The organism is Pararhodobacter zhoushanensis (assembly GCF_025949695.1).
Classification (GTDB): domain Bacteria; phylum Pseudomonadota; class Alphaproteobacteria; order Rhodobacterales; family Rhodobacteraceae; genus Pararhodobacter; species Pararhodobacter zhoushanensis_A.
Map to the genome: position 1 here is coordinate 2,727,725 of NZ_JAPDFL010000001.1, position 13,622 is coordinate 2,741,346.

Below are 13,622 nucleotides of genomic sequence, written 5' to 3' on the forward strand. Positions count from 1 at the left end.
GGACTCTCGGGCCTTGCCATGGCCCAATCGACCCATGCAGCCCCCTGACCTTTCCAACGCCTACGCCCTCAACGGTGCCGAGGATTGCCAGCGGCTCTATGCCGATTGGGCGCAGAGCTATGACACCGACTTCGCGGCAGGCATGGACTATCGCCTGCCCGCGGAAACCGCCGCCGCCTTCTTGCGGGCAGGCCCGCTTGCCGGGCCGGTGCTGGATGTCGGCGCGGGCACCGGGCTGCTGGCCGCCGCCCTGCGCGCAATGGGGCATGAGGGCGCGATCGACGCGCTGGATCTGTCCGACGCCATGTTGGCGCAGGCCGGATCCAAGGGCCTCTACCGCAGGCTGACCAAGGCCGACGTGACCCAACCCCTGCCCATGTCCGGCTATACCGGGATCGTCAGCTCGGGCACCTTCACCCACGGCCATGTCGGCCCCGAGGCCCTGCCCAACCTGATCGCCGCCGCCCTGCCGGGCGCCGTTTTTGCCCTTTCGATCAACGCTGCCGTCTGGGATGATCTCGGCTTTGACCCCGCGTTTCGCGCGCTGGGCACCATCACCGACCTTGACCGCTCCGAGGTTGCGATCTACGGGCAGGCAGCGCAGGCACGCGACCCTGCGCATGCCACCGATACCGCCCTGATCGTTACCTTCCGGAAATCATGACCTCACCCGACATCCTCTGCATCGGCTCGGTCCTGTGGGACATCATCGGCCGCACCGACACCTCCCTGCGCGCGCGCGGCGATGTCGCCGGGCGCATCACCCGCATTCCGGGCGGCGTGGCCATGAACATCGCCATGACGCTGGCCCGCTTTGGCCTGCGCCCGGCGGTGCTGACCGCGCTGGGCACGGATGGCGAAGGCGATGAGCTGATCGCCGCCGCGCAATCGCTGGGCGTTGCGACCGAGTTCGCGCTGCGCACCCCCGATCTGCCCACCGATTGCTACATGGCGATCGAGGACGCGACCGGGCTGATCGCCGCCATCGCCGACGCTCACTCGCTGGAAGCTGCCGGTGACGCGATCCTTCTGCCGCTGGCCGACGGGCGGCTGGCCACGCCTGCCGCCCCGTGGGCCGGACCCATCGCGCTGGACGGCAACCTGACCGCCGAGCTGCTGACCGAGATCGCCACTTCGCCCCTGTTCACCGCCGCCGATCTGCGCATTGCGCCCGCCAGCCCCGGCAAGGCCGAGCGGCTGATCCCGGTCATGCGCCACCCGCGCGCCACGCTCTACGTCAACCGGCAAGAGGCCGGGCTGATCACCGGCCATACCCACGCCAGCGCCGCCGAGGCTGCCGAGGCACTGGTCGCTGCCGGGGCTGCGCGCGCGCTGGTCACCGATGGCGCGCATCCTGCTGCCGACGCTGCGCGCGCAGCACCCGTCCTTATCCACGCGGCCCGCCCCGTTCAGGCCCGCCGCATCACCGGTGCGGGGGACACGTTCATGGCCGCGCATCTGTTCGCTGAAACCCGCGGTGCCACGCGCGACGAGGCGCTTGCCCGCGCCCAGGCCGCCGCCGCCGCTTATGTCGCCTTCGAGGATTTCCAACCGTGACCCTGCCCCTGATCTATTCTGCTGAAGTTGCCGACGCGCGCGCCCAAGGCCGCCCCATCGTCGCGCTGGAATCGACGATCATCACCCATGGCATGCCCTTCCCGCAGAACGTCGAAACCGCCCGCGCGGTCGAGGCGGAAATCCGCGCCGCCGGGGCTGTTCCTGCCACCATCGCGGTGATGGACGGCCAGATCCTGATCGGACTGGAAGACGCGCAGCTCGACCGGCTGGGCCGGGCTGAGCATGTGATGAAACTCTCGCGCGCCGACCTCGCGGTTTGCGTGGCAACGGGCGGTATCGGCGCGACCACCGTCGCCGCGACGATGATCTGCGCGCATCTGGCCGGGATCAGTGTCTTTGCCACCGGCGGCATCGGCGGCGTGCATCGCGGGGCCGAGCTGAGCTTTGATATCTCGGCTGATCTGCAGGAACTGGCGCAGACCCCGGTGACTGTGGTTGCGGCCGGGGCCAAGGCGATCCTTGATCTGCCCAAGACGCTGGAAGTGCTGGAAACGCTGGGTGTGCCGGTGATTGCGGTGGGACAAGACGACCTTCCCGCCTTCTGGTCGCGCGCCTCGGGGCTGAAAGCGCCCTTGCGGCTGGACAGCGCGGCGGAAATCGCCGCGGCGCACAAGATGCGCGGCACGCTGGGGATCAAGGGCGGTCAGTTGGTCACCAACCCGATCCCGGTCGAGGCGGAAATTCCCCTTGCCGTTATGATGCCGGTGGTCGAGGCCGCTTTGGCGCAGGCCGAGGCACAAAAGATCAGCGCAAAAGAGGTCACGCCCTTCCTGCTGTCGGCGATCTTTGACGCTACCGAAGGCCGTTCGCTGGACGCCAACATCGCGCTGGTGTTGAACAATGCGCGTCTGGCGGCACAGATTGCGGCGGAATTAGTCTGACATTATGACGGCGATTCCGCCCGATTTCTGTCTGACATTTTAGATCCGGGATCAGAGCCCCTTGAGCGCCCCTTGCAAGCGCTCAGGCCTCACCCTAAGTAAATCGACAGTTAATCCCAGCAGGCAGTGCGCCCATGTCGCCGACCCCCGACCGCATCGCCGCGGTTTCTTTGCCGGTCTGCGGGCCTCGTTCCTGACCGGGCTGGTGATCGTCGCCCCGGCTGTGCTGACGATCTGGATGATCCGTGCGGTGGTCGATTTCGTCGATTCCAAGGTCATGCCGCTGATCCCGGCAGATCTGTTGCACGGCATCCTGCCCGACCGGCTCACACAGCTGAATTTGCCCAATATTCCCGGTCTTGGGCTGATCATCGCGCTGATGTTCACGCTGATCGTCGGCTGGCTGGCCAAGGGGTATATCGGGAAATCGCTGATCGGCTGGGGCGAGGATATCGTCGCGCGCATGCCGGTTGTGCGCTCGGTCTACAACGCGCTCAAGCAGATCGCCGAGACCGTCTTCTCGCAAAGCTCGACGTCGTTCAACCGCGCCTGTCTGGTTGAATACCCGCGCCCCGGTCTGTGGGCCGTCGCCTTTGTCTCGACCGAAACCAAGGGAGAGATCGCGCAGAAGCTGGACGGAGAGAAACTGATCTCGGTGTTTTTGCCGACCACGCCGAACCCGACCTCGGGCTTCTTGTTGTTCGTGCCCGAGAGCGACGTCAAATACCTCGACATGACCATCGAGGAAGCCGCCAAGCTGATCATCTCGGCGGGCCTTGTTGCCCCTGACCCCGATCGCCCGGTGCAGAATGGCAACCGGCGGCGCAAGGATCTGCCCAAGCCGCCGGTCGTCGGTTAACTGAACATCTCGACCAGATCGACCGAACCGCGCTCGCCGATACAGTCGCCGTGCTTATCCAGAAACGTGCCCGCAGCCACCCGGCCCGCGTCGAACAGCGTGTCCAGCAGCGTCGGCGTCGGCGCCATCTTGCTGCGCGCCGACAGGCTCTGCATGAGCGGTTCGTCCCCGATCATATGCACCAGCACATCCTTCATCGCGCCCTTCCTGATCGAACCGTCGGCGAGCAGACGCTTGACGAAAGCAATCGCCCGCAGGTCGCGCAACAGCGCGGCGTTGAAGCTTATCTCGTTGATCCGGTTCATGATTTCCTGAGCTGAATCCGGCACCTCGGGCCGATGCTGCGGGTTCAGCGACACGATCACGATGTCGTCGGGCAAATCCTGCGCATAAAGCGGATGCAGCGCCGGGTTGGCCGAATAGCCGCCGTCCCAATAGGATTGGCCGTCAATCTCGACCGCTTGCGCCACCGTGGGCAGGCAGGCGGAGGCCAGAATCGCCTCGCGCGTTACCTCGGCATCGCCGAACACCCGTACCTTGCCGTCATGCACATTGGTCGCAGCCACGAACAGGCGCGGCCCTGCGGCGGCTTGCACATGGTCGATATCCAGAGCCATCACCATCGGCTCCAGCGGGTTGCGCCAGAACGGGCCCCAGTCATAGGGGCTGACCATCTGCGACGCGATCTCGGCTGGCGAGACAGGCATGAAGGCCTCGGTCAGCTTGGCGGCATAGTCGAAGCCCGGCAGAAACGGCTTGAGCCAATCGCTGCCCGGCACACTGTCGAATCCACTGACGCCTTCCCACAGGCTGCGCAGGGCGGCACGGGCGCCTTCGCGGCCGCCCTCACCATAGCCAGACTTGAACGCGGCGCCGTTCAGCGCCCCGGCGGACGTGCCCGAAATCGCGGCGATCTCGAGCCAGTCCTCATCCAGAAGGCGGTCCAGAACGCCCCAGGTAAACGCGCCATGCGCGCCGCCGCCCTGTAGGGCCAGATTGATCCGCCGGGTCTTTTGAGTCACGCGGGGGGTATCCTGTCTCAGAGAACCGCCAAGTCGACGCGGGCGCGGATCACCCGGTCGCCGCTTGGCGCTTGATGAGCCCCAGTGTCGGCCAGGGCAGTGTGCTGCATGCGGAACATAGACTTCGACGATGCGATGGCCAGAACGAAAAAAACGCCCGCGCAAGGCGGGCGTCAGTCGTTGAGGCAGGTTTCATACAGGCAAGAAACCTATCGAGCAGTGAGACACTTATAGCCCTTTGTTCAGATCTATCCAAGCTTAAAGTTTGCAGTGGCTTAGCGGGCGGTTTAGTCAGAAAGCGGGCCCAACAGCCGAAAGGATTGTTTCCGCCATGACCCTGATTCAGTGCTCGTACCGGTCGTTTTTCTCAATACTCACTACTGTAACAGTGATCTGCCTACAGGCCACCGCCGGGGCGCAGACGCCGGTCACGCATGGTATCGCTATGTATGGTGAGCCTGCCCTACCACAAGATTTCGCGTCCCTCCCCTATGTGAACCCCGATGCGCCACAGGGCGGACGAGATCGTTTTGGCCGAAGTCGGCGGCTTCGATTCGCTCAATCCGTTCATCTTGCGCGGCTCGGCCCCCTGGGGCGTCAACTTGCTGACGGTTCAGAGTCTTCTGGGCCGTAGCTATGATGAACCCTTCGCGCTTTATGGCGCACTGGCCGAAACGGTCGAGACCGATTCGGCCCGCTCTTACGTCGACTTTACCCTGCGCGACGGCATCCGATTCTCGGATGGCAGCCCCGTCACGCTCGATGATGTGATGTGGTCCTTCGAGACCATGGGGCTTGAGGGCCACCCCCGCTATCGCAACGCCTGGACCAAGGTCGCCACGATGGAGGCCACCGGTCCCCGAACCCTGCGCCTGACCTTCACCGAACCGGACCGCGAGATGCCGCTGATTCTGGGTCTGCGACCCATCGTGCAGCGGGCTCAATTTGATGTGACCGCCGGTGGGCGAAGCTTTGCCGACAGCTCGCTTCAGCCGGTGATCGGCTCGGGGCCCTATGTTGTCTCGCGGGTCGATCCGGGTCGTTCGATTACCTTTGAGCGCGTGGCAGACTGGTGGGGCAATGACCTGCCGCTGTTTCGGGGGCAGTATAATCTGCAAGAGATCCGCTACGAGTATTACAGCGATCTCTCGGTTGCCTTCGAGGGATTCAAGGCCGGGGTGATCTCGGTCTGGCGCGAGCCGAACGCGGCGCGTTGGCGCGACAGCTATGACTTTCCCGCCATGACCGATGGCCGGATGCAGCAGATCGAGATCCCGCATGAACGCCCCTCGGGAATGTCTGGCTTTTACTTCAACACCCGCCGCCCGATCTTTGCCGACTGGCGCGTCCGTCAGGCGCTGATCTCTGCCTTCGATTTCGAGCAGATCAACACCACCATCAACGACGGCGCCGAACCCCGCATCACATCGTATTTCGGCAACTCGGTCCTGGGCTTGCAACCCGGCCCGGCCGAGGGGCGTGTCGCCGCCCTGCTGGCCCCCTATGCCGACAGCCTGCCCCCCGGTGCGATCGACGGTTATACCCTGCCGGTCAGCGACGGGCGCTCGAACCGGCGCAATCTGCGGGCGGCAGCGCGTCTTCTCAACGACGCCGGTTGGCACGCGGATGCGCAGGGCGTGTTACGCAATGAACAGGGGCAGGCGTTCGACCTCGAGATCCTGCTGTTGCAGGGTCAGACCGAGATCCAGACCGCAGCGGCCAGTTTCATCGGTGCGCTGCACAATCTGGGGATCAATGCCCGCGTGTCGCTGATCGATTCCGCGCAATATGTGCAGCGGACCAACGAATACAACTTCGACATGACCTATACGCAGCGGCTGATGTCGCTGTCGCCGGGCAATGAACAGGTGTTGTACTGGGGCTCGCAGGGGGTGACACAGCCCGGCTCGCGCAATTGGGCGGGGGTGGATCAGCCCGCTGTCGATGCCCTGATCGAGACCATGTTGTCCTCGCAGACCACTGAAGACTTCACTGCTGCCGTGCGCGCGCTGGACCGCGTGCTGATGGCCGGTCGCTATGCGATTCCCTTCTGGTTTTCGCCGGTCAGCCGATTGGCGGCGTCACGAACCTTGCACTTTCCGCAACATTTGCCGATATACGGTGACTGGACCGGCTTCATGCCCGAGGTATGGTGGTATCAGGAATGACCAAGACACTAACACTGGTGCTCGCGCTGCTCACGCTCACCGCCTGCAATACGGTTGAGGGTGTCGGTGCAGACATCTCTGGCGGTGCCAATATCGTGCGCGGCTGGATCGGGCGCTGAGCGCCTGATCTGCGCCGTTCAATCCAGCGATGTGACCCACAGGATTGTTGCATCCTCAGGGCTCAGGCTGACCACATTGTGCCCCATCGACGCGTCGTAATAGGCGCTGTCGCCGCGCTTCATGTCGATGGGCGCGTAGAATTCGGTAAACAGCCGGATCTGACCGGTCAGCACATAGAGAAACTCTTCGCCATCATGGCGCACCCAGCCGTTGAAATCCTCGAACGCGCGGGCATGGACCGTCGCGCGGTAGGGCAGCATCGCCTTGCGCGTCAGCCCGCCCGAGAGCAGCTCGTGCTCATAGGTGGTGGTCACATGCGCTTCGCCCTCACCCGCACGGGTCATGGTCATGCGGCCCCCGGGGGCGGCATGGCGCGGCGGGGTGAACAGCTGCGGGACGGTGATCCCCAGCCCTTCGGCCAGCTTCTTGAGCCCGTCATAGGTCGGCGACATCTGGCCGTTTTCGATCTTGGACAGGGTCGAGCGCGCCAGACCGGCTGCCTGCGCGGCCTGCTCCAGCGTCCAGCCACGGTCCTTGCGCAAATTGCGCACGCGCTCGGCCAGATCGATGGGGGACGCCAGCGCCTCTTCGCCATCGGCGCGGGCGATACGGATGATCGAGGGGTTGGTCAGATCGCTCATGATGGCCTTACCGTTGCGGAGCCGCCTTCTGCGCCAAAATCACGGATTTGTCGAGCCATCGTGATCTGTGTACGCTGCCCCTTGCCCCCGGCGGTTTGCGAGGTTAGCTCGATTTCATGCACGCGTTAATTGATTCAGGTCCTTTCGACCCCTGCCCCGCTCCGTTCAATCTGGCGGCCTATGTGTTGGCCGCAGGGCAACTGACGCCCGACAAGATCGCGTTGCAGATCGTTGGTCTGACCGGGGCCGAACGGTGGTCGTATGACGCGCTGACCAAGGCCGTGCGCGGGATTGGCACGGGACTGCTGGAAAGCGGCTTGCAGCCCGGCGACCGGGTGCTTTTGCGGCTGGGCAACACGGTGGATTTCCCGCTGGCTTTCTTGGGCGCGATTGCCGTTGGCCTGGTGCCGGTGCCGACCTCGTCGCAACTGACGGCCGCCGAGATTACGGTGATGGCCCGCCAGATCACCCCCGCCGCCGTGATTGCCGCGCCCGAAATCGCGCTGCCCGAGGGCGACGCGCTGGTGATCCCCTCCGAGACGCTGCACCACTGGCGGCGCAACGCGCCCTGTGACTGGGCGATGGGCGACCCTGACCGGCTGGCCTATCTGATCTTCACCTCTGGCACCTCGGGCAACCCCCGCGCCGTCATGCATGCGCATCGCGCCGTCTGGGCGCGGCGGATGATGTGGGCGGGGTGGTACGGACTGAAAGCGGACGACCGGTTGATGCACGCCGGTGCGTTCAACTGGACCTATACGCTGGGCACCGGGTTGATGGACCCTTGGGCAATGGGCGCGACGGCGCTGATCCCCAACAAACTGGTCCACGTCCCGCAACTGCCGCTTCTGCTCAAGCGCTTCGATGCCACGATCTTTGCGGCTGCTCCGGGTGTTTACCGGCAGATGCTGCGCGAGAAGATCCTGACGATGCCCAAGCTGCGCCACGGGTTGTCAGCGGGCGAGAAACTGCCCGAGCAGACCCGCCAAAGCTGGACCGAGGCCACCGGTACGCCGATTTTCGAGGCACTGGGGATGTCCGAAGTCTCGACCTATATCTCGGCCTCGCCCGACCGCCCGGCGCTTGACGGTGCCTCGGGTTATCCGCAGCCGGGTCGCAAGGTGGCCGTGCTGGGTGAAGACGGCCAGCCCGTTGCGCGCGATCAGGGGGGCGTCATGGCCGTGGGTCGCGACGACCCCGGGCTGTTTCTGGGCTACTGGGGACAACCCGATGAAACCGCCGCCAAATTTACCGGCGAGTGGTTTGTAACCGGGGATACAGTAAGCATGGATAGTAACGGCGGGATCCACTATCTCGGCCGCGACGATGACATGATGAACGCGGGCGGTTTCCGTGTCTCGCCGCTCGAGGTGGAAAAGGCGATGAACGCCCATCCCGAGATCGTCGAAACGGCTGCGATCGAGGCACAGGTCAGTCCCACGCTCTCGATCATCGTGCTGTATTACGTGCCGACCACGCCCGATCCCGATGTGCAGTCCATCGTCCGTCATGCGCATCACAACCTTGCGCGCTACAAGCAGCCGCACCAGTTCGTCCCGCTCGACGCCCTGCCCAAGGGTGCCAACAACAAGATCAATCGCCGCGCGCTGCGCGAAGGATACACGCCATGAGCACCAAACTCGACATTTTCTCTGATCCCGTCTGCCCGTGGTGCTATATCGGCAAAGCCCGGCTTGAGCGCGCGCTGGAACAGCGCCCTGACCATCCGCTGATCATCGAATGGCACCCGTTCATGCTGAACCCCACCATGCCGCCCGAAGGTATGGACCGGCGCGAATACCTGCAGGCCAAATTCGGCCCGCCCGATGAAGTGGTGCGCGTGCATCTTCCCATCGTGCAGGCCTGCGAAGAACTGGGCCTGCCGCTGGAACTGGAAAAGATGGAGCGCAACCCGTCGACGCTGAACGCGCAGCGGCTGATCCATTGGGCCGGGCTTGAGGGGCACCAGAACGCCGTGGTCAGCGCCCTCTTCCGCGCCAATTTCGCCGAAGGCCGCGACATTGGCGAGCGTGATACCCTGCTCGACATCGCCGAGCGCGCGGGTATGGACCGCGCCGTCACCGCGCGCTTGCTTGACAGCGACGCCGATGCCGATGACATCCGCGCCCGTGACGCCGACATCCGCGCGCGTGGGTTGCAAGGTGTACCAGCCTTCATTCTGGGCCGCCAATACGTGCTGAACGGCGCGCAGCCGGTCGACACCTGGCTCAACATCCTCGATCAATTGGCGGCTGCATGACCCCTCCGACAAAGACGCTACCGTTCCCCGAGTTTATCGGCCTTCTTGCGCTGCTGATGGCCACCGTCGCGTATTCCGTCGACGCCATGCTCCCGCTGCTGACCCCGATCAGCGAGGAGCTTGCCCAAGGCTCGATGGCGCAGGCGCAGCAGGTCATTACCGTTTTCATGATCGGTCTGGGCACGGGCACCTTTATCATGGGGCCGCTGTCAGACCGCCTGGGCCGCAAGACCGTCATCCTGTGCGGGATCGTCCTTTACATGATCGCAGCCGCCATTGCCGCGACTTCGCAAGACATCACCATGCTGCTGGTCGCACGCTTCCTGCAGGGCTTTGGCGCTGCGGCGCCGCGTGTGGTCAGTCAGGCCTTGGTGCGCGATCTCTATTCGGGCCGGATGATGGCGCGGGTCGTGTCTTTCTCGATGACCGTCTTCACGCTGGTTCCCGCCATCGCCCCGTTCATGGGGGCCGAATTGGGCGCGCTGTTCGGCTGGCGCGCGATTTTCTGGAGCTTCATGGCTTTTGGCACGGTGTCCGGCCTCTGGCTTTTGCTGCGCCAACCCGAAACGCTGAGCGCCGAGAACCGCCGCCCGCTGGCCATCGCCCCGCTATGGCTGGCGCTCAAGACGGTGCTGGGCCATTCGCTTGTGCGGCTGTACCTGTTGGCACTGACCTTTGTGTTCACCACGATGCTGTGCTGGATCAGCGGCGTCGCGGCGATCTTCGAGCAGAGCTTTGACCGCACCGCGCAATTCCCCGCGTGGTTCGCCTTTGTTGCGATCCTGTCGGCCCCGGCCAGCCTGATCAACGCGCGGCTGGTGGTCAAGGTCGGGATGCGGCGGATGGTGGCGATTGCGTTGACCTGGCAGATTGCCATCAGCGTGATCGCGCTGATCGGCTTTCAGTACCCGCTGGGGGACTGGGGGTTCGAGCTGTTCATCCTGTTCATGCTGATGCAGTTCTTCTCGATCGGTTTCCTGATCGGCAACCTGAACGCGCTGGTGCTTGAGCCGATGGGCCATGTTGCGGGCATGGCCGCGTCGGTCGTTGGCGGGTTCTCGACGGTGATCTCGGCGCTGCTGGCAGCGACGGCGGCGACCTTCATGAACGGCACACCAGTCCCACTGGCGGTCTCGTCCCTGCTCTGCCTTGTGCTGGCCTCGGCCTGCATGATCTGGGCCCGCCAGCTGCGCGCGGATTAAGCCCCGGCGCGCAGCCGCTCACGGTTCAGCGCGAGCCATTGTGCTGTGATGATCAACGGCCCGTTCGACACCTCACCGCTGTCAATCAGCGCCATGAGACGGTCGAACGGGATGACGTGCGAGCGAATATTCTCGTTCTCGCTGGCCAGCCCGTGCACGCCTTGCACGCTGTCAGGCAGGTCTGCGATGCCGATATACGAAAACAGGTACTCGCTGACCGCGCCCGGGCTGACGTAATATTGCCCGACCTTGTGCATGGCGCGCATCTCCAGATGCGCCTCTTCGACGGATTCGCGGCGTGCGGCCTCTTCAGGCGCTTCGCCCGCGTCGATGCGCCCGGCGATGGGTTCCAGCAGCCAGGGATTCTGATCACCACGAACATAGGGGCCAAAGCGGAATTGTTCGACCAGCATGACGGTGTCGCGAACGGGATCATACGGCATCACGGTCACGGCGTCTGCCATCACAAAGCCTGCCCGGTTGATCGTGTCGCTGAGCGTGCCGTCAAACCGACGGTACTGCATGTCCGCTTCCTCGACGCCGAAAAACCACGTGTAGGGCGTGTGATAGCGCACGATCTTCACGTCGTCTGGGTGCGCGGCTCGACGCAGGGTCGCTTCGGGCGGGGCGGCCTTGGCACGCCTGCGACTGGCAACACGAGCGGCGAGCATGCTGATATGGTGGCGCACCTGAGCGGGTGACGCCTCGCACAGCAGGGCCATCATATCGGCCGCAATCTCAGTTGTGAGCGCGCCGTGCTTCGCGGCCCAGCGATCCAGTGACCAGCCTTCACCGGCTGTAAAGCGACCGGGATGGGGCTGATAAATCAGCGCCTCGACCCTGCCGGAGCTCGCCGCGACGCGGATGGCCGAGGGCACATAGTCGAACAGCTGCTCATACGCATCCAGCCGCGCGCGGGCGGCAGCATCCGGGCGGATCAACAGCCCTTTGGTCACCTGACCCGGCTGGGCCACGCACAGCGGAAACACCTGCACATCGCCATGGGCGTCGACGGCATGGCGCACCGCATGGTCGGCCAGATCGGCGCTTTGGGCAGTCAGCGCCGAGCCGGCAACGGCGGCGTAGAGGGGTTCATGTTGAAGTGTTCCGAACAGGAACAAGGGCTTATCGGTCATTCCGTCGCCTTTCGAGCGCGCTCATCAGTGCATGCAGGACAAGGCCCAAAACGACACCGCCGGCCCCCAACAGGATCAGAAAATCCCGGTCGAGCGCCTTGCCGAACCAGTCGGCCAGAATGTCAAAATACCCGTTGATGGCATCCATGACCTCAGGATAGCGTCGGCGATAGCCTAGGATGAACACCTCACGGACGCCCATCACGGCGCCGATGGTCAGCGCAGCAAGGCCGACCGACTGCACACCGACATAGATCGAAAACCACAAGGCCCGCCCTATCCGGCCACCCAGAAAGACCCAGCCGACAACGAATGCGATCGCCGCCGCCCAGATCGGAAAATTGCCCAGATTGGCGTCTGGCCGGTAGAGCGGTTCATAGACCGTTGCGCAATAGCCCGCGAAAACGGCCAGCAGAAGACCGGCCAAGGGCCTGATAAGCGTGAACATCGCGCCTCCGTCTGTGCGGCGCGCGCTGGGATCAGGCCGGGCGGCGCAGGGTGATCTGGGTCACGCCACAGATACCCGTGTGAAACGCGCCAGCGCAAGAGGTGAGGTAATAGTCCCACATCCGCCGGAAGCGTTCGTCATAGCCCATGGCATGGATCTTGTCCCACGTCTGGGTAAAGGTTTCGTGCCAACGACGCAGTGTCTGGCTGTAACTTTCGCCAAACTCGATGGAGGACAGGAACGCAAGCCCGGCGCGCTGCGCCTCTTGTGTGAAGCGTGCAGGCGAGATCAGCATGCCGCCTGGGAAGATATATTTCTGAATGAAATCAACATTCTTTTTGTAGAGGTTAAAGCGCTCATCCGGCACCGTGATGACCTGAATCGTCGCCTTTGCCCCCGCTTTGAGCCGTCCGCGCACCGCGTCGAAATACGTCGGCCAATAGGCTTCGCCCACCGCTTCGAACATCTCGATCGAGGCGATGCCATCGTACAGGCCTTGTTCGTCGCGGTAGTCCTGCATCTTGATTTCGACCTTGTCGGACAGTCCCGCCCGCTCCATCCGGGCCACGGCGTAATCGTGCTGCGCCTTGCTGATCGTCAGACCCGTGACCTTCAGCCCCCGCTTGCCCGCCGCGTATTCGGCAAACCCGCCCCAGCCGCAGCCGATTTCCAGCACGTGATCGCCGGGCTTCAGCTCGAGCGAGTCCACAAGGGCTGCGTATTTCTGCTCCTGCGCGCGCTCCAGACTTTCCTGCCCGGTTTTGAACAGGGCCGAGGAATAGGTCATGCTGTCATCCAGCCACAGCGAATAAAATTCATTCCCCAAATCATAGTGATGCGCGATGTTCTTGCGTGCCTGCGTCTTCGAGTTTCCGCGCAGCCAGTGCCGCACGCGCTCATAGGCACGCACCAAGGCCATGCCGGTGAATTCGTCCAGCAAGGCCGGATTGTCGGTGAAGATCACGTCCATCAGCGCCTGCAGGTCCGGCGTGGACCACCAGCCTTCCAGATAGGCATCGGCAAAGCCCAGATCGCCTTCGCGGATCAGTCGCGCGAAGGCGTCGGGATTGTGTACCGTGACCTCGACGGCCTGTCCGGCCTTTGGTCCCTGCGCGCGAAAGCGGCGACCGTCGGGCAGGATCACATCCAGCCGTCCATAGGTCATCCGGCCAAGTTGGGCGAAAACCGGTTTGAAATACCGCGGCAAACCGCTTTGCCCTTGTGTCGTGGTCAGGATGTCCATGATCCCCCCTGTGCTAAGTTCTTCCTTTCTTTACGAAAGACTAGCCAAGATGGATGAGCGGTCA

General features: G+C 63.9%; 14 protein-coding genes. 9 read left to right on the top strand and 5 right to left on the bottom strand.

The genetic code is table 11. From position 1 onward, the window contains the following. Window positions 1-34 precede the first annotated feature (34 nt). From OKW52_RS13690 to OKW52_RS13705, 4 genes are all read left to right on the top strand, one after another. Window positions 35-664, top strand: coding sequence for a class I SAM-dependent DNA methyltransferase (locus OKW52_RS13690; protein WP_264506212.1), 630 nt, complete (start codon window positions 35-37; stop codon window positions 662-664). After that, window positions 661-1,557, top strand: coding sequence for a PfkB family carbohydrate kinase (locus tag OKW52_RS13695; protein ID WP_264506213.1), 897 nt, complete (start codon window positions 661-663; stop codon window positions 1,555-1,557). The genes OKW52_RS13690 and OKW52_RS13695 overlap by 4 nt, the downstream gene beginning before the upstream one ends. Next, entirely contained in the window at window positions 1,554-2,459 is a 906-nt protein-coding gene (locus OKW52_RS13700) for a pseudouridine-5'-phosphate glycosidase (protein ID WP_264506214.1), read from the top strand. Before OKW52_RS13695 ends, OKW52_RS13700 begins: the two co-directional genes overlap by 4 nt. A gap of 61 nt (window positions 2,460-2,520) precedes the next feature. Further along, complete coding sequence (locus OKW52_RS13705; protein WP_319800472.1) at window positions 2,521-3,318, top strand: DUF502 domain-containing protein; 798 nt, start codon at window positions 2,521-2,523, stop codon at window positions 3,316-3,318. Here the strand turns inward: OKW52_RS13705 and OKW52_RS13710 are convergent. Next, window positions 3,315-4,340 carry a patatin-like phospholipase family protein gene (locus OKW52_RS13710; RefSeq protein WP_264506215.1) on the bottom strand — a complete coding sequence of 342 codons (1,026 nt, stop codon included), beginning with the start codon at window positions 4,338-4,340 and terminating at the stop codon, window positions 3,315-3,317. The two genes, OKW52_RS13705 and OKW52_RS13710, sit on opposite strands and share 4 nt — an antisense overlap. A 503-nt stretch (window positions 4,341-4,843) precedes the next feature. Between OKW52_RS13710 and OKW52_RS13715 the strand changes: the two genes are divergently transcribed. After that, on the top strand, window positions 4,844-6,508 hold the full coding sequence (locus OKW52_RS13715) for an extracellular solute-binding protein (RefSeq protein ID WP_264506216.1): 1,665 nt from the start codon (window positions 4,844-4,846) through the stop codon (window positions 6,506-6,508). After that, the gene (locus tag OKW52_RS13720) at window positions 6,505-6,627 is read left to right on the top strand and encodes an entericidin (RefSeq protein WP_127109715.1); all 123 of its coding nucleotides are present in this window, start codon (window positions 6,505-6,507) and stop codon (window positions 6,625-6,627) included. Before OKW52_RS13715 ends, OKW52_RS13720 begins: the two co-directional genes overlap by 4 nt. An 18-nt stretch (window positions 6,628-6,645) precedes the next feature. Here OKW52_RS13720 and OKW52_RS13725 read toward each other — a convergent pair whose 3' ends face one another. Continuing rightward, the gene (locus OKW52_RS13725) at window positions 6,646-7,269 is read right to left on the bottom strand and encodes a helix-turn-helix domain-containing protein (RefSeq protein WP_127109717.1); all 624 of its coding nucleotides are present in this window, start codon (window positions 7,267-7,269) and stop codon (window positions 6,646-6,648) included. Window positions 7,270-7,385: 116 nt separating this feature from the next. On the opposite strand from OKW52_RS13725, the gene OKW52_RS13730 reads away from it, so the two are divergent. Genes OKW52_RS13730 through OKW52_RS13740 form a run of 3 tightly spaced genes read left to right on the top strand, consistent with a single transcriptional unit; the run spans window position 7,386 to window position 10,731 of the window. Then, window positions 7,386-8,900: a class I adenylate-forming enzyme family protein gene (locus tag OKW52_RS13730; protein ID WP_264506217.1), complete on the top strand. Its 1,515-nt coding sequence runs from the start codon at window positions 7,386-7,388 to the stop codon at window positions 8,898-8,900. After that, on the top strand, window positions 8,897-9,529 hold the full coding sequence (locus tag OKW52_RS13735) for a DsbA family oxidoreductase (RefSeq protein WP_264506218.1): 633 nt from the start codon (window positions 8,897-8,899) through the stop codon (window positions 9,527-9,529). The genes OKW52_RS13730 and OKW52_RS13735 overlap by 4 nt, the downstream gene beginning before the upstream one ends. Beyond that, window positions 9,526-10,731 (top strand): multidrug effflux MFS transporter, encoded by a 1,206-nt coding sequence (locus OKW52_RS13740; protein ID WP_264506219.1) that lies wholly within the window; start codon window positions 9,526-9,528, stop codon window positions 10,729-10,731. The genes OKW52_RS13735 and OKW52_RS13740 overlap by 4 nt, the downstream gene beginning before the upstream one ends. Here OKW52_RS13740 and OKW52_RS13745 read toward each other — a convergent pair. Genes OKW52_RS13745 through OKW52_RS13755 form a run of 3 tightly spaced genes read right to left on the bottom strand, consistent with a single transcriptional unit; the run spans window position 10,728 to window position 13,558 of the window. Continuing rightward, window positions 10,728-11,867, bottom strand: a complete 1,140-nt coding sequence (locus OKW52_RS13745; RefSeq protein WP_264506220.1) for an NUDIX domain-containing protein — start codon at window positions 11,865-11,867, stop codon at window positions 10,728-10,730. The genes OKW52_RS13740 and OKW52_RS13745 overlap by 4 nt on opposite strands. After that, on the bottom strand, window positions 11,857-12,315 hold the full coding sequence (locus OKW52_RS13750) for a TrgA family protein (RefSeq protein ID WP_264506221.1): 459 nt from the start codon (window positions 12,313-12,315) through the stop codon (window positions 11,857-11,859). The genes OKW52_RS13745 and OKW52_RS13750 overlap by 11 nt, the downstream gene beginning before the upstream one ends. 31 nt (window positions 12,316-12,346) lie before the next feature. Then, on the bottom strand, window positions 12,347-13,558 hold the full coding sequence (locus OKW52_RS13755; protein WP_264506222.1) for an SAM-dependent methyltransferase: 1,212 nt from the start codon (window positions 13,556-13,558) through the stop codon (window positions 12,347-12,349). Window positions 13,559-13,622 lie beyond the last annotated feature (64 nt).

What these genes read in the sequence shown, in the direction of transcription:
- OKW52_RS13690 (WP_264506212.1), top strand. Translation starts at nt 35, where the DNA reads ATGCAGCCCCCTGACCTTTCCAACGCCTACGCCCTCAACGGTGCCGAG.
- OKW52_RS13695 (WP_264506213.1), top strand. Translation starts at nt 661, where the DNA reads ATGACCTCACCCGACATCCTCTGCATCGGCTCGGTCCTGTGGGACATC.
- OKW52_RS13715 (WP_264506216.1), top strand. Translation starts at nt 4,844, where the DNA reads ATGCGCCACAGGGCGGACGAGATCGTTTTGGCCGAAGTCGGCGGCTTC.
- OKW52_RS13720 (WP_127109715.1), top strand. Translation starts at nt 6,505, where the DNA reads ATGACCAAGACACTAACACTGGTGCTCGCGCTGCTCACGCTCACCGCC.
- OKW52_RS13725 (WP_127109717.1), bottom strand. Translation starts at nt 7,269, where the DNA reads ATGAGCGATCTGACCAACCCCTCGATCATCCGTATCGCCCGCGCCGAT.
- OKW52_RS13730 (WP_264506217.1), top strand. Translation starts at nt 7,386, where the DNA reads ATGCACGCGTTAATTGATTCAGGTCCTTTCGACCCCTGCCCCGCTCCG.
- OKW52_RS13735 (WP_264506218.1), top strand. Translation starts at nt 8,897, where the DNA reads ATGAGCACCAAACTCGACATTTTCTCTGATCCCGTCTGCCCGTGGTGC.
- OKW52_RS13740 (WP_264506219.1), top strand. Translation starts at nt 9,526, where the DNA reads ATGACCCCTCCGACAAAGACGCTACCGTTCCCCGAGTTTATCGGCCTT.
- OKW52_RS13745 (WP_264506220.1), bottom strand. Translation starts at nt 11,867, where the DNA reads ATGACCGATAAGCCCTTGTTCCTGTTCGGAACACTTCAACATGAACCC.
- OKW52_RS13750 (WP_264506221.1), bottom strand. Translation starts at nt 12,315, where the DNA reads ATGTTCACGCTTATCAGGCCCTTGGCCGGTCTTCTGCTGGCCGTTTTC.
- OKW52_RS13755 (WP_264506222.1), bottom strand. Translation starts at nt 13,558, where the DNA reads ATGGACATCCTGACCACGACACAAGGGCAAAGCGGTTTGCCGCGGTAT.